Here is a 25071-nt window from a genome sequence, read left to right on the forward strand (position 1 = left end):
GCGCGAACCATCTTTTCTTCACCTCTTCGTATCTTGGCGTGAATGACTGTCGATCGGCCCTAGCGCCCCCCTCGCCGCGAAGTGGACCCCGGAACACATCGGGGGTGACGGGGGGCACGGACAGCACCCGCTTGCCAACCCGCGCGCTTGCCCCGACAAGCCCCCCGTGCGCCTGTTCCACCGCCCCCTGCCCGCCGCGCTCGGCCTCGGCCTGATCGCGCAACTGCTGTTCAGCTGGCGGCTCACTACGCCGCACACGTTGGTGTTCGACGAGGTGCATTACGTCCCCGCCGCGCGCATGCTGCGCGACCTCGGCGGGCCGGTGAACATCGAACACCCGCTGCTCGGCAAGACGCTGATCGCCGCCGGGATGGCGCTGTTCGGCGACGATCCGCTCGGCTGGCGGATCGGTTCGACGCTGGCGGCGACCGCGGTAGTCGTCGGCATCTTTGCGATCCTGTATCTGCTGTTCGGCCGCGTCCGCACCGCCGGTATCGGGGCGACGCTGGCCATCCTCAACTTCACCGTCTTCGTGCAGGCGCGCACTGCGATGCTCGACGGCTATATGGCCGCCTTCGTCGTCACTGGCGTCGCGACCCTGCTCTGGGCGATGCAGGCACAGACGCGCGGGCAGGCCTGGCGGCGCTGGATCGCGGGCGCGGTGCTGCTCGGCCTCGCACTGGGCACGAAATGGACCGCGCTGCCCTATATCGGCTTTGCAGGCCTCGCCTTCCTGCTCGCGCACCGCACGCAACCGCGCCTCCACCCGCTCGCAGCCCTCGCCGCGCTCGGCGTGGTCGCCGCGCTCACCTATGCGCTCACCTTCTGGCCGGCGTTCCTCTACCACACCCAGCCGCTCACGCTCTCGACGCTGCTTCCCTTCCAGCTCGACATGTACGCGCGCCAGACGCAGGTCTTGCCGCCCCACCCCTATCAGTCCGCCTGGTGGACCTGGGCGTTCGACTGGCGGCCGGTCTGGTATCTGTACGAACCCGTCGACGGCGCGCAGCGCGGCATTTTGCTGCTCGGCAATCCCGTGGTGATGTGGGGCGGGCTGATCGCCGTCCTTGCCTGCCTGTACGCCTGGGTGCGCGGCAACGTCCGCGCGGGCGGCGTCGCGCTGCTGTGGGTCGCCAGCGTCGCGATGTGGGCGCTGATCCCCAAGTCGCTCGGCTTCTTCTATTATTACTATCTATCGAGCATCTGGCTGTGCGTCGCCATCGCCGCCGCCTTCGACCATTGGCGTGCGCGCCTGCGCTATTGGGACGAGGCCTTTCTCGCCGCCGCCGCGGTGCTGTTCGTCCACTTCTACCCCATCCTCGCCGCGACGCCGCTCAAGGGCGCGGACTCGTTCCACGGCTGGATGTGGCTGAAGAGCTGGATCTAATAGCGGCCCCAGACGAACTTCGACGACAGGGCATAATTCCACACCGCGCCGACCAAGATGCCGATCAGCGCCGACGCCGCCGCGCCGCCGTTGCGGAAATCGTGGACGAAGGCGGCGATGCCGACATTCGCCACCAGCCCCACCGAACAGACGACGCAGAACGACACCCAGCCGTCGAGCAGCTGGCGGAATCCCTTCAAGCGCCGATCGCGATAGGTCAGCGCATTGTTGAGCGCGAAGTTGAACGTCATCGCCGCCACCGCGCCCAGGATCTGCGCGAACAGGAAGTCGGCACCGGCCAGCATGGCGACGCCCAGCACACTCATATGCACGCCCACGCCCAGCACGCCGATGCCGGAAAACATCGCGAAGCGCACCGGCACGAACCGGCCGAACATCCGGTCGTACAGCGCGATCAGATATTCCATGGCGACGACGTGATCGAGCTTCGATTCGCCCTCCGTCCGTACCCGGAACGTATAGGGCAGCTCGGCGAAGTTCAGCGGCCGCGTGCTCGTCGTCATCAAATCGAGCAGGATCTTGAAGCCGATCGCGGACAGGTCGGGCACCAGTTCGCGTACCACCGCGGTGCGGATCGCGAAGAACCCGCTCATCGGATCGCTGAGGTCGCCCTTCAGCACCCGGCGCGACAGCCTGGTCGCGAACGCCGACTTGGCGACGCGGTCGCGGTCCCAGTCGCCCGTGCCGCCGCCATCGACGAAGCGCGATCCGACCACCACGTCGAGCGCCTCGTCCGCCTGCAACAGGTCGAGCATCTTGGGCAGCAGCGTTTCGTCATGCTGCAAATCGCCGTCGATCACTGCGACCACCGGCGCCGCCGTCGCGCATATCCCCTCGATACACGCCGACGACAGGCCGCGCCGGCCGATACGGTGGATCACCCGCACGCGCGAATCGATCCGCGCCAGCTCGCGCGCGACGTCTGCGGTGCCGTCCGGGCTGTCGTCGTCGACGAAGATCGCCTCCCAGCGCCGCCCGGCCAGCGCCTGGTCCAGCCGCGCGATCAGCGTCGGCACGTTGGCGCGCTCGTTGAAGGTCGGGATGACGACCGCGATCTCGAGGAGCGTGCTCATGCCCGTCGCTTACAGTGCGGCGAGGACCGCGTCGCCCATCGCGGCGGTGCTCATCGTGCCGCCCAGATCCGCGGTACGCGCGCCGTCGCGGATCGCACGCGCCACCGCCGCCTCGATCCGGTCCGCCGCCGCGGGTTCGCTGAGCGAATGGCGCAGCATCATCGCCGCGGACAGGATCGCTGCGCACGGATTGGCCTTGCCCTGCCCCGCGATATCGGGCGCCGACCCGTGGATCGGCTCGTACAGCCCCTTGCCCGCATCATCCAGGCTCGCCGAGGGCAGCATGCCGATCGACCCTGCGCACATCGACGCCTGATCCGACAGGATGTCGCCGAACAGATTGCCGGTAACGATCACGTCGAACTGCCCCGGATTGCGCACCAGCTGCATCGCCGCATTGTCGACGTACATATGGGTGAGCTGCACGTCGGGATATTCGGCCGACACCTCGATCACCACGTCGCGCCACAATTGCGAGGTTTCGAGCACGTTCGCCTTGTCGACCGAGCACAGCTGCCCACGCCGCTTCGCCGCCGCCTGGAAGCCGACATGCGCGATGCGGCGCACTTCGGTCTCGTCGTACGACATGATGTCATAGCCTTCGCGCGCGCCATCCTTGCCGGCACGCCGGCCCTTTTCGCCGAAATAGACGTCGCCGTTCAGCTCGCGGACGATCAGCAAGTCGATCGCCTTCGCCACCTCCGGCTTCAACGCGCTCGCATCCTCCAGGCCCTCGAACAGGGTCGCGGGCCGCAGGTTGGAAAACAGGCCGAGGTGCTTGCGCAGGCCCAGGATCGCCTGTTCGGGCCGCAGGCCGCGTTCGAGGCTGTCGCACGTCGGATCGCCGACCGCACCGAACAGCAACGCGTCCGCGCGCCGCGCCACGTCCAGCGTCGCCTCCGGCAGCGGATGGCCCGCCTGATGATAGGCGACGCCGCCGACCAGCGCCTCTTCATAGGTGAGGTCGAGATCGAGCGCGTCGAGCACGCGGCGCGCCTGTGCGACGACTTCGGGACCGATGCCGTCACCGGCGAGGAGAGCGATCATTGCCATGGCGGCTGCCTAGCCGCGCGGGCCTTGCTCACGCAACGGCCCTTTTCAGCATGGCGACCAGCCGCGCGCGGGCCGCGAGCGGATCGGCGTGTCGATCGGTCAGCACATCGCGGCTGAGGAAATGGCCGGTGATCGCCAGCCCGGTAAAGATATCCGCCCACTCCGCCGCCCCGCCCGCATGCAGAAACGCCGGCAATGCGAACAATTTCTCCTCATAGCCATAGGCCGCACCGCGCGACACCGCCCCCCCGCTGCGTGGCGAGACATAGGCCAGATCCGCGTCGCCGCCCGTCACCACGCACCGGCCGAGATCCAGCCCGAACCCCAGCTCGGCGAGCAGCAGCAGCTCGTACCGCACCAGCACGCTCGCCCAGCCACGCGCGGACGGCGCCGCCTCCACCGCATCAAGCACCGCGCCCAAACCATCGTACAGGTGCGGATAGGGCTGCGCCTCGGGCAGTGCCGCCGCGGTCAGCGCCGTCACCCAGGCCAGCGCCGCCGCCGCGAGTGGCTCGCCGTGCAAAGCGGCACGGCTGTGCAGCGGCTCGATAGTCAGCGCCGGCAATTGCTCCCCCGTCCGTGCCCGCCATTCCCCCTGGATCGCATTGGCCGGCTGCAGGATCGGCCGCATCTGCCGTGACCGCCCGCCCCGGACATAGCCCGGCTGCACGCCATCGGCGCGCGTCAGCGCCCGCACCACCGCCCCATGCTCGCCATGCGCGCGAACGGCGAGGACGATGGCGGGCGCGCGCAGATGCATGGCCAGGATATAGGCCCGCGAAGAGGAGAAGTCGCGGGCCGCTTCGAACGCGTCTCTCCCCCCAATCCACCCGTCACCCCGGCCTTGAGCCGGGGTCCCGCTTCTTCAACCGCCGAGGTAGCGGGACCCCGGATCAAGTCCGGGGTGACGACGCGGGGCAAACCTTACAGCAACACTGCCCACACCAAACCGACAGCCGAAGACGGCCGCACCACCGCCCACGAACACCGCGTCACCCCGGACTTGGTCCGGGGTCCACTCCGCGGCGAGGGGGACGTTCAGAGGCTCAAACCACGCCCCCGCGGCCCGGTGGACCCCGGACCAAGTCCGGGGTGACGCGGTGGATGGGGCGACCGGAGCCCCCCTCACCGCCGCATCAAATTCCCCAGCACGCTGCGCAGCACCGTCCCCACCAGACCGCCGGACGACGACGACCGCCGCGATCCCGTGCCGAACACCTGCTTGCCGATCTCGTTCGCCACCTGCCGCCCGATCGACGAACTCGCCGCGCGGGTCGCGGACGTCACCGCCTTTGCCCAAGGTGAATTGGCCGCCTCACGCTCCGCCGCGCGCTGCGCCTGCGCCTCGGCCTTCGCCTGCGCCGCCGCGGCCCGCGCCGCTTCCTTGGCAGCCTGCGCGTCCTGCTTGGCCTGCATCGCCGCCGCCTTTTCCGCATCGTCGGCCGCCCGTGCCGCCGCCGCAGACGCCGCCGCCTCCTGCGTCTTGGCGGCGAGGATTTCCTCGGCCGATTCGCGATCCACCGCCGTATCGTATTTGTCGCCGATCGCGTCGGTCTGGATCATCACGCCGCGCTCCTGCGGGGTCACCGGGCCGACACGGCTGGCGGGCGGCTTGATCAGCGTGCGTTCGACCGGCGACGGCGACCCATCGGGCTGGAGCAGCGACACCAGGGCCTCGCCGACCTTCAACTCGGTGATCGCGGTCGCGACGTCGACGCCGGGATTGGCGCGGAACGTCTCGGCGGCACTGCGCACCGCCGCCTGATCGCGCGGCGTGAAGGCGCGCAACGCATGCTGCACGCGATTGCCCAGCTGCCCCGCCACCGTATCGGGAATGTCGATCGGGTTCTGCGTGATGAAATAGATGCCGACGCCCTTCGAGCGGATCAGCCGTACGACCTGTTCGATCTTGTCGAGCAGCGCCTTGGGCGCGTCGTCGAACAGCAGATGCGCCTCGTCGAAGAAGAAGACGAGCTTGGGCTTATCGGGGTCGCCCACCTCGGGCAGATGCTCGAACAGCTCGCTCATCAGCCACAGCAGGAAGGTGCTGTAGAGCTTGGGCGCCGCCATCAATTTGTCGGCGGCGAGTATGTTGACGATGCCACGCCCCTTGTCGTCGGTGCGGAGGAAATCGTCCATCTCCAGCGCCGGCTCACCGAAGAAATGCTCGCCCCCCTGCGTGCGCAGCTGGAGCAGCGACCGCTGGATCGCGCCGATCGACTGCTTGGACACGTTGCCGTAGTTCGTCGTCAGCTCGTCCGCCCGCTCCGCGCAATGCGCCAGCATCGCCTGCAAATCGTCGAGGTCGAGCAGCAGCAGCCCTTCCTTGTCGGCGACGTGGAAGGCGATCGTCATCACGCCCTCCTGCACCTCGTTGAGGTCGAGCAGCCGGCTCAGTAGCAGCGGCCCCATCTCGCTGACGGTGGTGCGGATCGGATGGCCCTGTTCGCCATACAGGTCCCAGAATTGCACGGGCGTGTCGGCATAGGCCCAGTCGCTCTCTCCAATCTCCGCGGCACGCGCGGCGAAGGCGGCGTGGGTCTTGGCGGTCGGCGATCCCGCCATGGCGAGGCCGGACAGGTCGCCCTTCACGTCCGCGACGAAGCTCGGCACGCCGATCGTGCTGAAGCCTTCGATGATCCCCTGCACTGTCACCGTCTTGCCGGTGCCGGTCGCCCCCGCGATCAGCCCGTGGCGGTTGGCTCGGCGGAGGTCGAGCATCTGCGGCTTACCGCCCTCGCCTTCGCCGGCCCCGATGAAGATCCCGTCCGCCATGCCTCGCGCTCCTGCTTGTTCCCGGCGGCAGACGTAGCGCGGCGGGCGGCCAAAGGAAAAGGGCCGCCGCCCTGAAAGAGCAGCGACCCTTTTCCCGTCACCCCAGGCTTGACCCGCGGTGACGGCGTAATGTCGTACCGGACGCGATCACTTCACCTTGAGCGGGATGAAGCCCGGCGCGCCGCGGCCACGCTGCACCAGCAGCAGTACCTGCGGACGGCCCGCCGCCTTCGCCTGGGCGACGATCCGCGCGACATCCGCCGCGGTGCGCACCGGGTTGCCATTGATGCCCTGGATGACATCGCCGCGCTTCAGCTTGCCGGCGGCGTCGCTGCTTGCGTCGACCGTCGCGATGACGACGCCCTGCACCGTCGGATCGACGCCGATCGCGCGCGCGATACCCGGCGTCAGCGGCTGGACGTTCAGGCCGAGCGGGGCCGTTGTTCCTTGCGTCGTGCCGTCATCCGACCCGTCGTCGTCTCCCTGACCACCGTTCGGCCCGAAGCCGCCCGAATCCTCGCCGCCGTTGGCGCGCGCCTGCAACTGCTCGTTCGACGGACGCGTCGCGACGGCGATGTTGATCGTCATCGGCTTGCCGCCGCGCAGGATATCGAAGCGCGCGGTCGTGCCCGGCTGCAGGTTCGACACGAGATAGGTCAGCGTCTGGTTCGGATTGACGTCCTGGCCGTTGATCCGCGTCACCACGTCGCCCGAGCGCAGGCCCGCCTTCGCCGACGGCCCCGTCGGCTCGACCCCGGCGATCAGCTCGCCCTGGCCCTTGGGAATGCCGAGTGCCGCCGCCGCATCGTCGTCCACCGCGCCGCCGATCGTCACGCCGATATAGCCGCGTGTGATCTTGCCGCCCTTCATGAACGTTTCGATGATCGGCTTGGCGGTCGCCGCGGGGATCGCGAAGCCGATGCCGATGTTGCCGCCCGATTGGCTGAAGATCTGCGAATTGACGCCGATCACATTGCCGTTGAGGTCAAACATCGGGCCGCCCGAATTGCCCTGGTTGATCGAGGCGTCGGTCTGGATGAAGCGGTCGTATGCACCGCCCTGTCCGGTGACGCGGTTGATCGCCGAGATGATACCCGCGGTCACCGTGCCGCCCAGGCCGAAGGGCTCGCCGATCGCCAGCACCCAGTCGCCGACCCGCGCCTTGCTGCTGTCGCCCCACTTCACATAGGGCAGGTTGGTCGCGTCGATCTTGAGCAGCGCCAGGTCCGAATCCTGGTCCTTGCCGATGACCTTGGCGGTATATTCCTTGTTGTTGTTCAGCGTGACGGTGATCGAATTGACCGTCGCGCCCTGCGCGCCCGGCGCGATGACGTGGTTGTTGGTCACGACATAGCCGTCGGGCGAGATCAGGAAGCCCGAGCCCAACGACGCGCCCTCGCGCTTCACCGGCGCACCCTGTCCGCCCATGCCCATGCCGCCGAACAGGTCGCCGAAGGGCGTGCCCGAGAACGGGTTCGCCTGCTGACGCTGCACGATCGTCTGCTTGGTCGAGATGTTTACGACCGCCGGCTGCAGCTTGGCGACCATGTCGGCAAAGCTCATCGGCGCGCCCGAGCGCGGCACGCTCGCCTGGATGGCACCCGGTTCGTTCTGGGCCTGCTGGGCGACGCTCGGCTGCAGCGCGAGCGTGGCGGTCGCACCGCCGAGGAGAAGCGCACTGGTGATGGCGTAGGCGTAGCGCACTAGGGGGAAATCCTCTTCTTAAATGGCGTCCCGGAGCGGGGCCGTACTGGCCCCGAACGCCTGAACGCCGCTTGAATGTTCACGGCCCCGAAAGCTGGGAATGATCAGCTGGGGAGCGGGGCGCCGACAATCAACGCCCCACTGGCCTCCCCGTTACCGACCACGCCCTTCGAACTCGCGCAAGTAACTGTTGTTCGGCGACAGGATGATGTTCGTCGACCCGCTGGGCGCCGGGCCGCCGTCTGCCCCGAACGTGTGACGATACGACTGCATCGCGCGGTAGAAGTCGTAGAAGTCGGCGTCCTTGGTGAAGCTTTCGGCATAGATGCGCGCGGCCTGCGCATCGGCTTCGCCGCGGATGATCTGCGCGTCCTTCTGCCCCTGTGCGCGGATCGTGATCGCCTGCTGCTGGCGCGCCGTCGCCATCCGCGCGAGCGCACGGTCGAGCGGGCTGCCATCGGGCAGGTCGGCATGCTTGATCCGCACGTCGACGATCTGCACGCCATATTGGCTGGCGAGCCGCTGCAGGCGCGCCTGGATATTGTCCATCACCTGATCGCGCTCGGGGCTGAGCAATGTCGCGAATGGCTGGTTGCCCAGCTCGTTGCGGATCGAGCTGCCGAGCAGCGGCCGTAGCGCGTCGGTGATCGCACTCTCGGTCTGCGACGTGCTGCCGGTCGCGTTCACCGCCTTCAGTGGGTTGATGATGCGGAAGCGCGCATAGGCATCTACCTCGAGCCGCAGCTGGTCGGACGAGAGCACCTGCTGATTGTCGTAATCGACGTCCAGCACGCGCTTGTTGAGCCATACCAACCGGTCGACGAACGGAATGCGCAGGATCGGGCCCGCGCCCGTCCGCCCGAACTGTTCGTTCGGCTTCCACGCATTCACCGTGCGCACCGGCTGTTCGAAGCGCAGGATCACCACCTGCTGCGTCTCGGGCACGATCACGATCGTCGCGGCGAGCAGGATGACAAGGACCAGCGCCGCCATGCCGAGCGCGATCGGGTGTCGCCAAAGCCCCTTCACTGGCCGCCTCCCGTCGTGGTGACGGGCTGGGTCGGCGTCACCGCCGCCGGTGCCGCGGGCACGCTGTCGGGCAGGCGGCGCGCGCCCTGCGACTGCAGATAGGGCACGACGTTCGACGGCTCGACGATCGTCTTGTCGGACTTGGCCAGCACGGCCTCCATGGTCTCGTAATACATGCGACGGCGGGTGACGGCGGGGGCGAGCTTATATTGCTCGTACACCTTGTCGAACTGCGACGCCTCGCCCTCGGCGCGCGCGATCACCTGCTTGGCATAGGATTGCGCCTGGTTGCGCACGCCCTGCGCGTCCTGCTGCGCGGCGGTCACGTCCTTGAACGCATCATTGACGCGCGCGGGCGGATCGGCCTGCTTGATGCCGACGCCGACCACGACGATGCCCGACTTGTAATCGTCCAACACCTTCTGCATCCGCTCCTGCGCCTGGTTCTCCATCTGCGCGCGGCCCGGCCCCAGTGCCGCGTCGAGCGTCTGGTTGGCGACCACTTCGCGCATCACGCTTTCCGCCGTCGCGCGCACCGTCTCGCGCGGCTTGTCGATCTGGAACACGTAATCCTGCGGATTGGCGATCTTCCAGCGCACCGCATAGGCGAGGTCGATGATGTTCTGATCGCGCGTCAGCATCAGATTTTCCGAGCCGGTCTCGGGAAAATTCTCGATGCGGATATTCTGCACGTCCACCTTCACCACGCGCGCGATCGGCGCGGGCATCGTCATCGCGATGCCGGGATCGAGCGTCCCCGAATAGCGGCCAAGGTAGGTCACCACGCCGCGCTCCTGCGGCGCGATCGGGTGGATCGAGGTGTAGAGGATCCAGACGAGCAGGATGATCCCCGCCCCGATCAGCCACAGCGCGCGCGGATTGGGCGACACGGGCAGGCCGCCGAAGCCGCCGCCCCCGCCATTGCCGCCACCGCCACCGCCGCGCGCCTTCTTCAGGAATTCGTCGAGCGCCGTCGGCTTGTTGGCGGGCTTGCGACCGCCCGGCGGCAGCGCCCAGGGGTTGCGCGGGCCACCGCCCTGATCGTCATCGCCCGATCCCCACGGGCTCTTCGGCGGTTCGGCGGCGAGAATGGGAGGGCGATTGGTGTTGCCCGGCAGGATCGTCATGCCCTCTGTTATAGGAGGGTGTTTGCGGAAAAACAGTGCCAAGCCGCAGCCGGGCCCCTATCTGCCCGCCCATGACACAAGACGTTACGATCGCCGCCGTCCGCGCCGCCGCCGGCAGCCGCGCCACCTTGCGCTTCGAAGGCGACCGCGCCGGCATCGTCCTCGACGCGACCGGCCTGTCGGCGCGCGCGCGCGCGGCGCTGGAGGCGGAGGTCCGCGCCGCCGCCGAGCGCAGCTGGGCCGGCGAGGTCCGCCTCGTCGTCACCGCCGAGCGCGTGGCCCGCCGGCTGATCGCGGTGGCGAGCGGCAAGGGCGGCGTCGGCAAGTCGACGCTCGCCGCCAATCTCGCCATCGCCCTGAAGCAGAGCGGCCGCCGCGTCGGACTGGTCGACGCCGACATCTACGGCCCGTCGCAGCCGCGGCTGATGGCCGCCGAGGGCCAGCGCCCGACCGCGAAGGACAAGGTGCTCGATCCCGTCCCCACGCCCTATGGCGTGCCGATGCTGTCGATGGGGCAGTTGGTCGAGGACGGCCGCGCACTCGCCTGGCGCGGGCCGATGGTCGCGGGCGCGCTGACCCAATTGGTCGAGGCGGACTGGGGCGCCACCGACACGCTCGTGCTCGACCTGCCGCCCGGCACCGGCGACGTGCAATTGACGATGGTCCAGAAGCATAAGCCCGCCGGGGCCGTGATCGTCTCGACCCCGCAGGACCTCGCGCTGATCGACGCTACCCGCGCGATCGACCTGTTCGACAAGGCCGGCGTGCCGGTGATCGGCCTCGTCGAGAATATGGCGGGCTATGCCTGCCCGCATTGCGGCGAAATCTCCGACCCCTTCGGCCAGGGCGGCGCTGAAGCCACCGCCCAGCGGCTCGGCCTGCCCTTCCTCGGCCGCGTGCCGCTGGCGATCGACATCCGCACCGCCTCCGACGCCGGCCGCCCGCCCGCCGCGGACCCGAACGACACGATCTTCGCCCCCATCGCCGCCCGCGTCGCGGAGTGGCTCGCCACACACTAACGCCCCCCGCCCGCGTCACCCACCACACCCGTCACCCCGGCCTCGAGCCGGGGTCCCGCTTCTTCTTCGAACCTCGCCGAGCAGCGGGACCCCGGATCAAGCCTGGGGTGACGAGAAGAAAGCTACGGAACGCCAACACCTCGGCCCCATCCCGCGGAACCACCGCCCCCGGCATCGGTATAGCTCCCACCCAGCCGGAGACGCACCGATGCCCCTCACCGACGATGCTGCGATCAAGACGCTGCTCGAAACCGCCCGCACCATCGCGTTGGTCGGTGCGTCCGATCGGCCCGATCGCCCGTCGTACCGCGTCATGGCGACGCTCCAGACCCACGGCTATCGCGTGATCCCGGTCAACCCGCAGATCACCGGCGAGCACCTGCACGGCGAATTCGTCTTCCGCGACCTCGATCAATTGGGCGACCCGATCGACATCGTCGATATCTTCCGCCGCTCCGACGCGGTCGGCCCGATCGTCGATCAGGCGATCGCGATCGGCGCGAAGTCGGTGTGGATGCAATTGGGCGTGATCGACGAAGCCGCCGCCGCCCGCGCCGAGGCCGCCGGATTGCAGGTCGTGATGGACCGCTGCCCCGCGATCGAAATCCCGCGCCTGCAGGTCGCCCCGGTTAGCGCTTGATCGTCGCGCCGTTTCGGCCAACATTCGTTCCCACCAAAGCCGTTCGGGAGTGCCCGTCCCATGTTCGCGCTGCTGTTGCTGATCCCGTCCGCCGCCAACGACACCGTCGCGGGGTTCAAGTTGACGCCCTCCAAACCGACGCTCGGCTGCATCAGCGGCGCCTGCACCCCGCCGCCGCGGCAGGAGGATTATCGCGTTCCCTATGAACCCGATCCGCTCGCCCGCAATTCGAAGGACCGCGCCTTCGCCAATGACGGCACGAAATGTCAGGTGGTCGGCGACAAATTCTGCACCAGCCGCGGCCGCACGATCTTCAAGACCGACTTCGACGACTGATCGGGGACGAGTAGTCGGAGACGATTGACCGAAAGCGATCGACCCGCGACGATAGGCCCTGCCCGCATGAGGGGGGATGCATGATCTGGATGATGCTGCTGGCCGTACAGGCGGGAGACGATGCGCAGGGGCTGATCGGGCGATCGCGCGACGTGATCGCCGGCGAACGCTGCGTCGCCGATCCCAACACGACCGACATCACCGTCTGCGGTCGTCGCCGCGCCGATCGCTTCCGCGTTCCCTTCATCGTCCATGATGCCGGCGATCCGCGCTACGAAGCGGTCGCCGTCGAGCGCGACCGCCTGCTCCACCGCACCAATCCGGTCGAGGAACTCTCGCCCTTCAAGGTCGGCGGCGGCATGGCCGGCGTCACGATGAGCAGTCGCAACGGCCTGACCGGCACCACCGACCGGCCGCTGGCGCCATGATCCTGCTCGCTGTCGCCTTGCAGGCCGCGGCCGCGACGCAGCCGGCCACCGCCTCACAGCCGGCCGCCACGCCGCAGCGCTTCTCGATCCTCGCCAAGCAATGCGGCCAGCCCGACGACAAGGGCACGATCGTCGTCTGCGGCAATGGCGACACCGGCAATCGCCTGCCCCTGCCCGACGAGCGCGACCCCGCCCCCGGCCGCGGCGCCAACCCCGAACTCTCGAGCGTCCGCGCGCTGGAATTGCAGGGAACGCCCTGCGCGGCACGCCAGGGCGGCTGTACGGTCGGCTTCGGGCCGCCGATCGTGCCGATGGCGATCGCCGCGGCCAAAGCGCTCAAATCCGCCTTCGCCAAGAAACCCGACAAACGCGGCCGCATCGCCATCCCGCTCGACGACCCGCCGCCCACGGGCACGGTGACGGTCAAGCCGTAACCCTTCTTCCGTCATCCCGGCGCACGCCGGGATGACAAAAATGGCGGGAGCAACACGCGCCAACGATGAGCCGTGGGACACTGCCCCAAACGATACCCCCCGAACGTTTCCGTTCAGGTGTTCCTGTCGTCCATCTTCCGCGAAATGGCGGACGTCACCCCAGGATCGGCATCCACAAAGGCTGGCCGGCAAGGCTCTGCGATCCGCGCAGCTTCTCCAGCGCATGCGCGACGCTGCGTTCCGGCCCTTCGTGCGTCACGATCGCGACGATGACGCTGCCGTCGGCGGCGACGCCACGCTGGATCAGGCTTTCGATCGACACGCCGGCATCGCGCATCGCCGCGGCGATCTCGGCGAGCACGCCCACCTTGTCCTCGACGGTGAAGCGCAGATAGGCACGGGCACGGCGTTCGCCGCTATCCGCCTTGGGCTCCGCGGTCAGCGAGGCGGCGGGCATCGCATAGGGCGGGCCGAACTCGCCGCGCGCGATATCGATCAGGTCGGCGACCACCGCGCTCGCGGTCGGCCCCTCGCCCGCACCGGCGCCCTGGAAAAACAGCCGGCCGACGAAATTGCCCTCCGCCACCACCGCGTTGAGCGACCCGGTGACATGGGCGAGCGGATGGTCGATCGGCACCAGATGCGGATGGACGCGCTGGAACAGGCCGTTCGCGCCGGATTCGGCGACGCCGACCAGCCGCACCTTATACCCCAGCGCCGCCGCCTCCGCGATATCCGCCGCGATGACGTGGCGCACGCCCGTCGCCGCCACGTCCGCGAACGCCGGCCGCGTGCCGAAGGCGATGCTCGCCAGGATCGACAATTTGTGGGCCGCATCGACGCCGTCGATATCGAAGCTCGGATCCGCCTCGGCATAGCCCAGCGCCTGCGCCTCGGCGAGCACCTCGGCGAAATCGCGGCCCTCGGCCTCCATCTTCGACAGGATGAAATTGCAGGTGCCGTTGAGGATGCCGTATACCCGGCCGATCGCATTGGCGGCAGCGCCTTCACGCAACCCCTTGATCACCGGGATGCCGCCCGCGACCGCCGCCTCGAACTTCAGCGGCACGCCCGCCGCCTCGGCCGCGCTGGCCAGTTGCAGGCCGTGGTGCGCCAGCATCGCCTTGTTGGCGGTGACGAAACCCTTGCCCGCCGCCAGCGTCGAGCGGGCGAGCGTCAGCGCCGGGCCGTCGGAGCCGCCGATCAGCTCCACCACCACATCCGCCTGCGGGTGCGCCGCCAGTTCGCGCGTGTCGTCCACCCAGTCGAAACGGGTCAGGTCGATCCCACGGTCCTTGCTACGATCGCGGGCGGACACCGCCACCACCTCGATCCCGCGGCCCGCACGCCGGGTGATGAGGTCGCGGTTCGCATCGAGCAGGCGGATAACGCCGCCGCCGACCGTACCGAGACCGGACAAGGCGACGCGCAAGGGTGTGTTCGTGGTCATGGCCGCCGCCTAGCGGAAAGCAGCGTCCGCTGTCGAGATAGCGCAAGCTTATGTCGCACGGGACGCCTGCCATTGCCGATCCGCCATGCGACGTGCAGAACCACGCGACACCTCCCTTTGCCGACGAGCGCCCGATCCATGGCCACCGCCCCCTCCCCCCGGTCCGACCGCACGACGCCCGTCGCCGAACTCACCGTTCGCGGCATCCTGCTCGGCGGGCTCATCACCTTGCTGTTCACCGCGGCGAACGTGTACCTCGGGCTGAAGGTCGGCCTCACCTTCGCAACGTCGATCCCGGCCGCGGTCATCTCGATGGCGATCCTGCGCTATCTGCCCGGCGCGACGATCCTCGAAAACAACATCGTCCAGACGGTCGCCTCCGCAGCGGGCACATTGGCGGCGATCATCTTCGTGCTTCCCGGCCTCGTCATGATCGGCTGGTGGCAGGGCTTCCCCTATCTGCTCACTGCCGGGATCACGATGACCGGCGGCATCCTCGGCGTCATGTTCTCGGTGCCGCTGCGCCGCGCGCTCGTGGTCGATACCGACCTGCCCTATCCCGAAGGCCGCGCCGCCGCCGAGGTGTTGATGGTCGGCGCCGGCAGCCGCGCGGGCGAAGCGGAAAGCGGCAAGGGCCTGAAGCTCATCGTCGTCAACGCGATCGTCTCGGCCGGCTTCGCACTGCTCACCCAGACGAAGCTGGTCGTTGCAGAGGCGGCGCAGTTCTTCCGCATCGGCAGCGGCGCGACCGCGATCTCGGGCGGCCTGTCGTTCGCGCTGATCGGTGCCGGGCATCTCGTCGGCCTGTCGGTCGGCCTCGCGATGTTCGCCGGCGTCGTGATCGGCTGGTGGGTCGCCCTGCCGATCCTCACCGGCCTGTCGCCTGCCGCGGCCGGCGTCGGCCTCGAAGATTGGGTCGGCGGCGTATTCCGCACCGACGTGCGCTTCCTGGGCGCGGGCGTCATCGGCGTCGCGGCGATCTGGACCTTGCTCAAGATCATCGGGCCGGTGATCGCAGGGATCCGCTCGTCGATCGCGGCCAGCGCAGCCAAGCGTAGCGGCGCGACGCTGGCGCTGGGCGAGCGCGATCTGCCGATCGGTATCGTCGCGATCGTCAGCCTTGTGACTTTGGTGCCGATCGCGGGCCTGCTCTGGTCTGTGATCGCAGGGGGGCCGCTGGCGGGATCGGCGGTCGTGCTGATCGCCGGCGCCTTGGTGTTCGTACTCGTCCTCGGCCTCGTGATCGCGGCGGTGTGCGGCTATATGGCGGGTCTGATCGGCGCGTCGAACAGCCCGGTGTCGGGGATCGGCATCCTTTCCGTCCTCGCCGCCTCGCTGATGCTGGTTGGGCTGTTCGGGCGCGGTGCGGGCGCGGACACGACGCAGGCGCTCGTCGCCTATGCGCTGATCGTCACCGGCATCGTCTTCGGCGTCGCGACCATCTCCAACGACAACCTCCAGGACCTCAAGACCGGCCAGCTGGTCGGCGCGACGCCCTGGAAGCAGCAGGTCGCGCTGATCTTCGGCGTCATCTTCGGCAGTCTGGTCGTGCCGCCCGTGCTCGAATTGCTCGCCACGACGCTGGGGTTCCAGGGCGCGCCGGGCGCCGGCCCCAATGCGCTCGCCGCCCCGCAGGCCGCGCTAATTTCCGCGCTGGCGAAGGGCGTGCTCGGCGGCAACCTCAATTGGGCGATGATCGGTTACGGCGCCCTCATCGGCGTCGGCGTGATCGCGCTTGACGAGACGCTGGGCCGCACCGGCAAGCTCCGCCTGCCGCCGCTCGGCGTCGGCCTCGGTGTCTACCTGCCGATGGCGGTGACGCTGCCGGTCGTGCTCGGCGCGGTGATCGGCGCGGTGTACGACCGCTGGGCGGACCGCACGCCCGACGTCGAATTCGCCAAGCGCATGGGCGTGCTCACCGCGACCGGCATGATCGTCGGCGAAAGCCTGTGGGGCGTCGCCTTCGCCGTCATCGTCTATGTCACCGGGTCCGACGCGCCATTGGCGATCGCGCCGGCGGGGTTCGACACGATCGCGCTGATCGGCGGTACGATCGCCTTCCTGGCGCTGGTCGCGGGCCTCTATCGCCTGACACGCCGATCGGTGACGCAGCCCTGATCCCAAAAAGCGACGAACCGTTCGTCGCGCCGGGAACCCTTACCTATGCACGCCGTTATGCCTTCAGAACCCGGTGATCGCCCAGCCATCCCCCCCCCCCGGCCGGCGATCGCCGGGTTTGCCGTATGCGTCATTTGGGGTCAGTCGTGACATCGTCAGCACAGCAGCATCGCGATCGGTTCAGCACCGTTGGCCGTACGCTGCGTCGTAGCATGCCCGTGCCGACCGACACGTTCATCACCGATGACATTCCGTTGCTGCTGACCAAATTGTCGCAGATCCCCGCCACGCGCGACTCCCGCGACGCGCGCTGAGCATGATGACATGGCGTTAATCCCCCTTCTCCGTTCGCCCTGAGCCTGTCGACGGGCGGGGTGCCACAAGCGAGGTCGGCACTTGCGGGCACCTGTGCTTCGACAAGCTCAGCACGAACGGTTCTAGGTCATTGGCATCCGGCTCTAGGGCGATGATGGCGCACCGCCGCCACGCTCGAGGCTCTATCCAAGCCTGCGCCGGGACGACGGGTGACAGTGCCGATACCGAAGCCCGCTCACACCATCGCGGCGAGCAGGTCCTTGATCGCTACGAAGGCAAATCCCACCGAACTGTCTGCGATGCCATAGGGCAAGAACAGCGTGTCGCCGTGGCGGATCGCGCCGCAGCTGTAGACGACGTTCGGGACATAGCCCTCGCGATCCTGATCCTTCGCGGCGAGGATGGGTTCGCGCGTGCGGCCCAGCACCTTCGACGGATCGTTCTTGTCGAGCAGTGCCGCGCCGATCGAATATTTGCGCATCGCGCCGACACCATGGGTCAGCAGCAGCCAGCCTTCGTCCAGCTCGATGGGCGGACCGCAATTGCCGATCTGCACCAACTCCCACGGAAAGACGGGGGTCAGAATCTTCTCGCCCTCGTCCCAATGCTCCAAGCTGTCCGACTTCAGCAGGAACAAATTCTCGCCGTCCTGCCGGCCGATCATCATATACTGGTCGCCGACCTTGCGCGGGAACAGGCCCATACCCTTGTTCCGCGCCGCAGAGCCCGACATCGGCACGAGGTCGAAGCTGCGGAAATCGCGCGTGCGCATCAGTTCCGACTGGATCACCGACCCATTATAGGCGGTGTAGGTGCCGATCCATTCGAAGCTGCCATCGTCATGCTGGAAGTGGCTGATGCGCAGATCTTCCAACCCCTTGGACTGCGCCTGCGTGATCGGGAAGATCACCGTGCCCGACAGCGTCGAATCGCGATGGCGCCAGACCGTGACCGGCCCCGCCGGCATTTCTTCCTCGCCGCCGATCACGTCGGTGGCGGTGGCAAAGGGCGGCTCTGGCGCCAGTTCCAGTTCGTGCCCGTTCGAGATGATGCCTTCGCGGAACGCGACCGAGGAGATGTGCCCCTCGCCGACCGAGCGCAAGCTCATCAGGATACGCATCGATCCTTCGGGCATGCCCGACTGGTCGAAATGTGGCACCGCGCTGGGGTTCATCAGCGCCGCCGCGGCATAGCTGTATTCGTGGCAGAAATAGGCGCCGATCAGCTGGCGCTTTTCGTCGCTGATCTCGGTGCCGTCGAGGCCGAGCAGTTCCTCGATTTCGTCGTAGCGCGTCATGAAGACACGCCGGGTCTGCCAGTGGCGTGCCTCGAAATCCTTCAGCACGGCCTCAAGCTGATCGCGTGCTTCTTCCGTCGGCATGGCAAGCACTTCGCCAACCAGGCGTTCCGTTCGGTTAGGGGCGCCGCCCTTGCCGCCCCACGCGATGTGGAACGGGCGGACGACGACGCGGGACGGATCGGCGTGCAGCCGCAACCCGTGATTGAACAAATCCATCGCGCTTCAGAACCCTCGTCGACCGGTCGTTATGACGCCGTCACCCGATCGTATCAGGCGACGGCGCGCGATGTCCCTGCCACGCCTTGGGTCGCCTTTGAAAGCCCCGAAATCGCACAACTTGCCAGCTGCAGCGCGAGGATCGACTCCGCACCCTGATTGCGATTGAGCCCAGTCGGCATCAGGCCGTCGAAACAGCCGCCGTCCGCGGCCGTCGCCAGCGGGAGGTCGAGGTCGTTGTGGCCCAGATACCAGCCATACGCCCGCTCCGCCTCGGCGACCCAGCGGGCGTCGCCCGTCGCACGCCAGGCGGCGAGACAGGCATCGACCGTCGCCTGCGCCTCCAACGGCTGCTGATCGAACTGCAACGGATCGGCATAGGGGCGATGGAAGCTCTCCGTGCCCACCGCGCGGAAGCGCCCCTCCGGCGACGTCTGCTTGGCGACGATCCAGTCGAGCGTCTCCAGCCCGCAATCGATCAGATCCTGTCGGCCCAGCGCCTGACCGGCAACGACCAGCGCCTGCGGCAGGCGCGCGTTGTCATAGGCCAGCACGATCTCGAACCAGCGCCATTCCGGCCGGCGTGCCGCCGCCAGCAGGGCAAGGTGATCGTCCGGGAAGCGTTGGAGGATCGACCGCGCGAGCTCGTGCCCCGGCGACGTCTCCAGCATTGCTGCGGCACCCAGCATCGCGAACGATTGCGCGCGGAGCGACCCCAGTTCCAGCGCCAGGCTGGCGGTACGATCGAACATCGTCCGCGCCCAGTCGCGATGCTTGGCGTCCTTGCCGTCGCGCGCGGTGACGCCGAGCGCCCAGATCGCGCGGCCGTTCGAATCCTCAGACCCCACGTCTTCGCACCACGTCCGGTCGAAGTTCATGAAGTTGCGGAACCGTCGTGCCTCCGGGTTCCACGCGTATTGGATGAACGAGGCGTAGATCGTCGTCCATTTGTCCCGCGCCACGGGATCGAGATCGTCCATCGCGCTCATCAGCATCAGCGCACGGGCGTTATCGTCGATGCAATAGCCGTGGCGGCGATCGGGCACCGAATAGATCGAATGCTGGAGCATGCCGGTCGCATCGCTCATCCGCTCGACCGCCGCGAAATTGGGCTCCAGCGCGCGCAGACCATGCGGCGCCGACTGGGCGAGGCGGCGCGGGCGCGATGCGACGGCGACCTCCAGCTCGTGCAGCGCCGATTCGGCGAGCCGGGGCCAGATCATCGTGCGACCGCGATCATAGGCACGCTGCGCCAGCCGCGTCCGGTCGCGCTTGCTCGACAGCAGGCGATCGATCTCGCGCGCGAACGCGGCGACGTCGCGGAAGTCGACCAGCACGCCATGGCCATCCGCCAGAATTTCGGTGGCGTGGACATAGGGCGTCGAAACGACCGCCTTGCCCACGCCGACCGCGTACGACAGCGTCCCGCTCGTGATCTGCGCGGGGTTGAGATAGGGCGTCGCATAGATGTCGGCGGCCTGCAGATAGTCGAGCAGTTCGTCATGCTCGACGAACCCGTCGATGAACGCGACATTATCGCCGACGCCCAGCTGTTCGGCGAGCGCCTTCAACCGATCGCGATAGGCCTCGCCTTCATGCGCGACGAGATTGGGATGGGTGGCGCCCAACACCGCATAGAGCAGATTGGGATGCCGCTCCGCGATCGCGGGCAGTGCCTCGATGATCGTCTCGATGCCCTTGCCGGGCGCGAGCAGGCCGAAGGTCAGCACGACATCGCGTCCCTGCCAGCCGAAACGGGGCTTCAACGTCTCGGGATCGACGAACGCGCGGTCTGGCACGCCGTGCGGGATCATCGCGATCTGGCGCGGATTTGCGCCATAGACGCGGCGCAGGATGTCGCGACCGCGCTCGGCCATCACCACGATCTTGGCCGCGCGATGCAGCAGGCCTTCCAGCACGCGACGCTCGTCGGCGTTCGGCTTTTCCAGGACCGTATGCAGGGTTACGATGACCGGCAAAGTGGTGCGATCGAGCAGGCTGAGCAGATGCTCGCCAGCCGGCCCGCCATAGATGCCGTATTCGTGCTGAACCCAGATCGCCTGCGCGCCGCTCGCTTCGATCGTGCGCGCCGTCGACAGATAGGCGGACAGATCGTGCTGCGGGATTGTCCCCGTCACCGCCGGCGGATAGGCGTACCGGCCCGGATGATCGTCCATCGCATAGACGTCGACCTGCACATCGGGGAAGCGATCGCGCATCGCTTGCCACACGTCGGTCGTGAACGTCGCCAGACCACATTGGCGCGGCAGGAAGTTGCCGATCAAGGCCAGATGCCGGATCGCGTCACCCTGTGCTGCCGTGGTCACCATACCTCATCCTTCGCTGGCGCAACATTACGGGCAGAGCCGCAACCTTACCGAGGGATGAACAGCCGATCGGCCGAAAGGTTGCACTCATGTTGCAGCGCAACCTGGCAATGATGCTGATCTCGATCAACCTCGCCCGCGATAGGACGCAACGCCCTGATCGGGCAGCCACAGGTCGGCCGGCGGCGCGCTCGACTGCCAGAAAACGTCGATGGGAATGCCGCCGCGGGGATACCAATAGCCGCCGATCCGCAGCCATTGCGGCTTCATCTCGTCGAACAGCCGCTGCCCGATGCCGACGGTGCAATCTTCGTGGAAGGCCGCATGGTTGCGGAAGCTGCCGAGGAACAGCTTCAGCGACTTCGATTCGACGATCGTGTCGCCCGGCACATAGTCCAGGACAAGGTGCGCGAAGTCGGGCTGCCCCGTTACCGGGCACAGTGACGTGAATTCGGGCACCGCAAACCGGACGAGATAGGTCGTACCAAGACGCGGATTGGGAACATAATCGAGCACCGCTTCTTCGGGAGAAGCGGGCAGCTGGCTGGTCTGGCCAAGATGCATCGGGGTCATGGCGGCCCATGTAGGAGACGCGAGGCCGGATGAAAACGCTTGTTCCCGTATTGGGCGACCAGTTGACGCCCACGCTGTCCGCGCTGCGCGATGCCGACCCTGCCGATACGGTCGTGCTGATGATGGAGGTCGGTGACGAGACGACCTATGTCCGCCACCACAAGCAGAAGATCGCCTATATCCTGTCCGCCATGCGCCACCATGCCAAGGCGCTCGAAAAGGCCGGATGGACGGTCGATTACGTCAAGCTCGACGACCCCGACAATGCCGGCAGCTTCACCGGCGAAATCGCGCGCGCGGTGGAGCGGCACGCGCCCGAACGCATCGTCGTGACCGAGGCCGGCGAATGGCGCGTTGCGGCGATGCTGGAGAGTTGGGAAACGATCTTCGGCATCCCCGTCGAGATCCGCCCCGACGACCGCTTCGTCGCCACGCATGCCGAATTCGACGCCTGGGCGACCGAACGCAAACAGCTGACCATGGAGTTCTTCTATCGCGACATGCGCCGCAAGACCGGGCTGTTGATGGACGGCAAGAAACCCGTCGGCGACCGCTGGAACTTCGACAAGGAGAACCGCAAGCCCGCCAAGGCGGACCTGTTCATGCCGCAGCCGCATGTCTTCAAACCCGACGCCGTCACCAAAGAGGTGCTGGCGCTGGTGGCGGAGCGCTTTGCCGATCATCCCGGCACGCTCGACGGCTTCGCTTATGCCGTCACCGCCAAGGATGCCGAAAAGCAGGCCGCCTATTTCCTGGCCAAGGCGCTGCCGCAGTTCGGCGATTACGAGGACGCAATGCTGACCGGCGAACGCTATTTGTGGCACTCGATCCTGTCGCCCTACATCAATTCTGGCCTGCTCGATCCGCTCGATCTGTGCCGCCGCGCCGAGGCGGAATATCGCGCCGGCCGTGCGCCGCTCAACTCCGTCGAGGGCTATATCCGCCAGATTATCGGCTGGCGCGAATATATGCGCGGCATCTATTGGCGCGAGGGGCCCGACTATGTGACCCGCAACTTCCTGAACCATAAGCGCAAGCTGCCCGGCTGGTATTGGACCGGCGACACCGACATGCACTGCCTGAAGGAAGCGATCGGCCAGACGCTGGAGACCGCGCACGCACATCACATCCAGCGGCTGATGGTGACCGGCAATTTCGCGCTACTGATCGGCGCCGATCCGGCCGAGGTGCATCGCTGGTATCTGGAAGTCTATGTCGACGCCTATGAATGGGTCGAGCTGCCCAACACGCTCGGCATGAGCCAGTTCGGCGATGGCGGTCTGCTGGGATCGAAGCCGTATATCTCGTCGGGCGCGTACATCGACCGGATGAGCGATTATTGCGGGCAGTGCCGCTACGACGTGAAGAAGCGGGTGGGTGAGGATGCCTGCCCGTATAACGCCCTCTACTGGGACTTCCTCGCGCGGCACGAAGGCAAGCTTGGCGACAATCAGCGGCTGCGCATGCCGTACGCGACATGGAAGAAGCAAAGTGCGCAATCTCGTAATGAAACACGCGCCCAAGCTAAAACTTTCTTACAGAGTCTCGACACCGCAGGCGAATCCGGTTATTGAGACATCCGGGCACTCCTCCCCAGCGTAGCCCGAACGTGAACGTGCAAACGTGAATGGAGAGAGTGTGATGGACGCGTTGGTGACGACCGAATGGCTGGCCGCAGAGATGGGCGCAAGCGACCTGCGGATCGTCGATGCCACTTATGTGGACGCCGCGCTGGGTCGCGATGCGGCAGCGGAATATGAGGCTGCGCACATCCCCGGCGCCGTATTCATGAATCTCGGCGAGCTGCGCGATACCGACAGCAATCTGCCGATGATGCTGCCCTCCGCCGAAAAGTTCGCCAGCCGCATGCAGAGCCTGGGGCTGGGCGATGGCAGCCGCATCGTCCTCTACGACAATTCCCCCTGGCATACCGCAGCGCGCGCATGGTGGATGTTACGCACGTTCGGCGCCCATGATGTCGCGATCCTCGACGGCGGCCTCGCCAAATGGCAGGCCGAGGGGCGTGAGACGGCGAGCGGCAAGGAACAGCTGCGCCACCGCCACTTCACCGTCTGGGCGGACCGGAAGACCGTGCGCGACCTCGACCAGATGAAGGCGAACGTCGACAGCCGGGCCGAACAAGTGCTCGACGCCCGATCGGCGGCGCGGTTCACCGGCGAGGAACCCGATCCACGCCCCGCGACGCACGCCGGCCATATCCCCGGATCGAAGAACCTGCCGTACACCGGCATCTTCAACGCCGATGGCACCTGGAAACAGGGCGACGCGCTGAAGGCCGCGTTCGAGGGTGCGGGCGTCGACCTGGACAAACCCATTACGCTGACCTGCGGTTCGGGCATCACCGCATCCACGCTGGCATTCGGTCTGCACTTGCTGGGCAAGGATTCGGCGCTGTACGACGGCAGCTGGTCGGAATGGGGAGCGGATCGCTCGACGCCCAAGGCCATGGGAGCCAAGGAAGCCGTTGACGCGTAACTCCGACGACGAAACCTCCCCGGAAGCTCGCCTGGGCGATGCCACGCGCGTCGTCCAGGCGGGCCGCCGCCCCGAATGGACCGCCGGGATCGTCAATCCGCCGGTCTGGCGCGCCTCGACCATCCTCTACGACACCATCGCCGATCTGCGCGCCAACGGGCATGGCGACACGCACCACCGCCTCTATTACGGCCGCCGCGGTACGCCGACGCAATGGAGCCTCGCCGATGCGCTGACGAGCCTGGAGCCCGGAGCGGAGGCGACGCTCCTCTACCCCTCGGGCGTCGCGGCGATCGCCGCGGCGTTGCTGTCCGTCCTGTCGCCGGGCGACGAACTGCTGCTGGTCGACAGCGCCTATGACCCGACGCGGGGACAAGCGATGCAGCTGTTGAAGCGGTTCGGCGTCAGCACCCTCTTCTACGATCCGCTGATCGGTGCGGGGATCGAACAACTGATCGGCCCCGCCACCAAGGCGATCTTCCTCGAAAGTCCGGGCAGCCTGACCTTCGAGGTGCAGGACCTGCCCGCGATCGTCGCCGTCGCCAAGCGCCACGGGCTGACCACCATGCTCGACAACACATGGGCGACGCCGCTGTTCTTCCCGGCGATCGAGAAGGGCATCGACCTCACCATCCTTGCCGCGACGAAGTACGTCGTCGGGCATAGCGACGTGATGCTAGGGTCGGTGACCGCCGCGCCCGGCCATTATGCGGCGCTGCGCGACGTCAGTTATCAATTGGGGCAGGTGACCTCGCCCGACGATGCCTGGCTCGGCAGCCGCGGCCTGCGCACCATGGCGGTCCGGCTCGCCCAGCATCAGAAGAGCGCGCTGGCCATCGCGCAATGGCTGTCGACCCGGCCCGAGGTCGCGCAGGTGCTCCACCCTGCTTTGCCCTCCTGCCCTGGTCACGACTATTGGGCACGCGACTTCAAGGGATCGAGCGGGCTGTTTTCCTTCGTGCTCAACGGCGGCGACGAGGCGGCGCGGGCCGCGCTGATCGACGCGCTCGACCATTTCGGCATCGGCTATAGCTGGGGCGGGTTCGAAAGCCTCGCCATCCCCGCGGATCCGGCGCGCATCCGCACCGCCGCGCCGCGCGACTATGCCGGGCCGCTGGTCCGTTTGCAGATCGGACTTGAAGACCCGGACGATCTGATCGCCGATCTCGACCGGGGGCTCGCCGCGTTTCGGGCGCGTGCCTGACCGGGCGAGCGCTGCTGGCTCCACGGCGGCACCAGAGACAAGATGA

Annotated in this window: 22 protein-coding genes; 11 read left to right on the forward strand and 11 right to left on the reverse strand. The window is 67.5% G+C overall.

Annotation, left to right across the window (positions count from 1 at the left end; all coding sequences use genetic code 11):
- The first annotated feature begins 166 nt into the window (after positions 1-166).
- Entirely contained in the window at positions 167-1387 is a 1221-nt protein-coding gene (locus tag ACP690_RS03535) for a phospholipid carrier-dependent glycosyltransferase (protein WP_426260158.1), read from the forward strand.
- Here the strand turns inward: ACP690_RS03535 and ACP690_RS03540 are convergent.
- The 7 genes from ACP690_RS03540 to hflK form a co-directional block, all read right to left on the reverse strand.
- Complete coding sequence (locus ACP690_RS03540) at positions 1384-2481, reverse strand: glycosyltransferase family 2 protein (protein ID WP_426260159.1); 1098 nt, start codon at positions 2479-2481, stop codon at positions 1384-1386. The two genes, ACP690_RS03535 and ACP690_RS03540, sit on opposite strands and share 4 nt — an antisense overlap.
- Positions 2482-2490: 9 nt before the next feature.
- Positions 2491-3528: a 3-isopropylmalate dehydrogenase gene (gene leuB / locus ACP690_RS03545; protein WP_147036608.1), complete on the reverse strand. Its 1038-nt coding sequence runs from the start codon at positions 3526-3528 to the stop codon at positions 2491-2493.
- Between the two features lie 34 nt (positions 3529-3562).
- Positions 3563-4294: a DNA repair protein RecO gene (recO, locus tag ACP690_RS03550; RefSeq protein ID WP_426260160.1), complete on the reverse strand. Its 732-nt coding sequence runs from the start codon at positions 4292-4294 to the stop codon at positions 3563-3565.
- 365 nt (positions 4295-4659) lie between these two features.
- On the reverse strand, positions 4660-6309 hold the full coding sequence (locus ACP690_RS03555; RefSeq protein ID WP_426260161.1) for a helicase HerA-like domain-containing protein: 1650 nt from the start codon (positions 6307-6309) through the stop codon (positions 4660-4662).
- Between the two features lie 147 nt (positions 6310-6456).
- Positions 6457-8013 (reverse strand): Do family serine endopeptidase, encoded by a 1557-nt coding sequence (locus tag ACP690_RS03560; RefSeq protein WP_017977592.1) that lies wholly within the window; start codon positions 8011-8013, stop codon positions 6457-6459.
- Between the two features lie 153 nt (positions 8014-8166).
- Entirely contained in the window at positions 8167-9042 is an 876-nt protein-coding gene (hflC, locus tag ACP690_RS03565) for a protease modulator HflC (RefSeq protein WP_294284756.1), read from the reverse strand.
- Positions 9039-10169 (reverse strand): FtsH protease activity modulator HflK, encoded by a 1131-nt coding sequence (gene hflK, locus ACP690_RS03570; protein WP_017977590.1) that lies wholly within the window; start codon positions 10167-10169, stop codon positions 9039-9041. The genes hflC and hflK overlap by 4 nt, the downstream gene beginning before the upstream one ends.
- A gap of 71 nt (positions 10170-10240) precedes the next feature.
- Here hflK and ACP690_RS03575 point away from each other — a divergent pair, with 71 nt between their 5' ends.
- The 5 genes from ACP690_RS03575 to ACP690_RS03595 all read left to right on the forward strand — a co-directional run bounded on the left by ACP690_RS03575 (position 10241) and on the right by ACP690_RS03595 (position 13026).
- Entirely contained in the window at positions 10241-11188 is a 948-nt protein-coding gene (locus ACP690_RS03575; RefSeq protein ID WP_426260162.1) for an Mrp/NBP35 family ATP-binding protein, read from the forward strand.
- Between the two features lie 208 nt (positions 11189-11396).
- Entirely contained in the window at positions 11397-11828 is a 432-nt protein-coding gene (locus ACP690_RS03580) for a CoA-binding protein (protein WP_426260163.1), read from the forward strand.
- Positions 11829-11888: 60 nt separating this feature from the next.
- Entirely contained in the window at positions 11889-12164 is a 276-nt protein-coding gene (locus ACP690_RS03585; RefSeq protein ID WP_017977587.1) for a hypothetical protein, read from the forward strand.
- Positions 12165-12244: 80 nt separating this feature from the next.
- A complete protein-coding gene (locus tag ACP690_RS03590) occupies positions 12245-12592 on the forward strand; it encodes a hypothetical protein (RefSeq protein WP_426260164.1) in 348 nt (115 codons plus the stop codon).
- The gene (locus tag ACP690_RS03595; RefSeq protein ID WP_426260165.1) at positions 12589-13026 is read left to right on the forward strand and encodes a hypothetical protein; all 438 of its coding nucleotides are present in this window, start codon (positions 12589-12591) and stop codon (positions 13024-13026) included. The genes ACP690_RS03590 and ACP690_RS03595 overlap by 4 nt, the downstream gene beginning before the upstream one ends.
- Before the next feature lie 154 nt (positions 13027-13180).
- On the opposite strand, the gene ACP690_RS03600 is transcribed toward ACP690_RS03595, so the two are convergent.
- A complete protein-coding gene (locus tag ACP690_RS03600) occupies positions 13181-14476 on the reverse strand; it encodes a homoserine dehydrogenase (RefSeq protein ID WP_426260166.1) in 1296 nt (431 codons plus the stop codon).
- Between the two features lie 138 nt (positions 14477-14614).
- Between ACP690_RS03600 and ACP690_RS03605 the strand changes: the two genes are divergently transcribed.
- Together ACP690_RS03605 and ACP690_RS03610 are read left to right on the forward strand one after the other, a co-directional pair.
- A complete protein-coding gene (locus ACP690_RS03605) occupies positions 14615-16594 on the forward strand; it encodes an OPT family oligopeptide transporter (protein ID WP_426260167.1) in 1980 nt (659 codons plus the stop codon).
- A 146-nt stretch (positions 16595-16740) separates the two neighbouring features.
- Entirely contained in the window at positions 16741-16908 is a 168-nt protein-coding gene (locus ACP690_RS03610) for a hypothetical protein (protein ID WP_156002590.1), read from the forward strand.
- 236 nt (positions 16909-17144) lie between these two features.
- On the opposite strand, the gene ACP690_RS03615 is transcribed toward ACP690_RS03610, so the two are convergent.
- From ACP690_RS03615 to queF, 3 genes are all read right to left on the reverse strand, one after another.
- Positions 17145-18425 (reverse strand): glycoside hydrolase family 130 protein, encoded by a 1281-nt coding sequence (locus ACP690_RS03615; protein WP_331360622.1) that lies wholly within the window; start codon positions 18423-18425, stop codon positions 17145-17147.
- A gap of 53 nt (positions 18426-18478) precedes the next feature.
- Entirely contained in the window at positions 18479-20755 is a 2277-nt protein-coding gene (locus tag ACP690_RS03620) for a glycosyltransferase family 4 protein (RefSeq protein WP_294313430.1), read from the reverse strand.
- Between the two features lie 123 nt (positions 20756-20878).
- Complete coding sequence (gene queF, locus ACP690_RS03625; protein WP_017977579.1) at positions 20879-21325, reverse strand: preQ(1) synthase; 447 nt, start codon at positions 21323-21325, stop codon at positions 20879-20881.
- Positions 21326-21354: 29 nt separating this feature from the next.
- Between queF and ACP690_RS03630 the strand changes: the two genes are divergently transcribed.
- The 3 genes from ACP690_RS03630 (at position 21355) to metC (ending at position 25025) form a co-directional block, all read left to right on the forward strand.
- A complete protein-coding gene (locus tag ACP690_RS03630) occupies positions 21355-22899 on the forward strand; it encodes a cryptochrome/photolyase family protein (RefSeq protein ID WP_426260168.1) in 1545 nt (514 codons plus the stop codon).
- Between the two features lie 67 nt (positions 22900-22966).
- A complete protein-coding gene (sseA, locus tag ACP690_RS03635; protein WP_426260301.1) occupies positions 22967-23821 on the forward strand; it encodes a 3-mercaptopyruvate sulfurtransferase in 855 nt (284 codons plus the stop codon).
- Positions 23811-25025, forward strand: coding sequence for a cystathionine beta-lyase (gene metC / locus ACP690_RS03640; RefSeq protein ID WP_426260169.1), 1215 nt, complete (start codon positions 23811-23813; stop codon positions 25023-25025). The genes sseA and metC overlap by 11 nt, the downstream gene beginning before the upstream one ends.
- Positions 25026-25071: the final 46 nt, after the last annotated feature.

This window comes from Sphingomonas sp. DC4900, assembly GCF_049896485.1.
GTDB lineage: Bacteria > Pseudomonadota > Alphaproteobacteria > Sphingomonadales > Sphingomonadaceae > Sphingomonas > Sphingomonas aquatilis.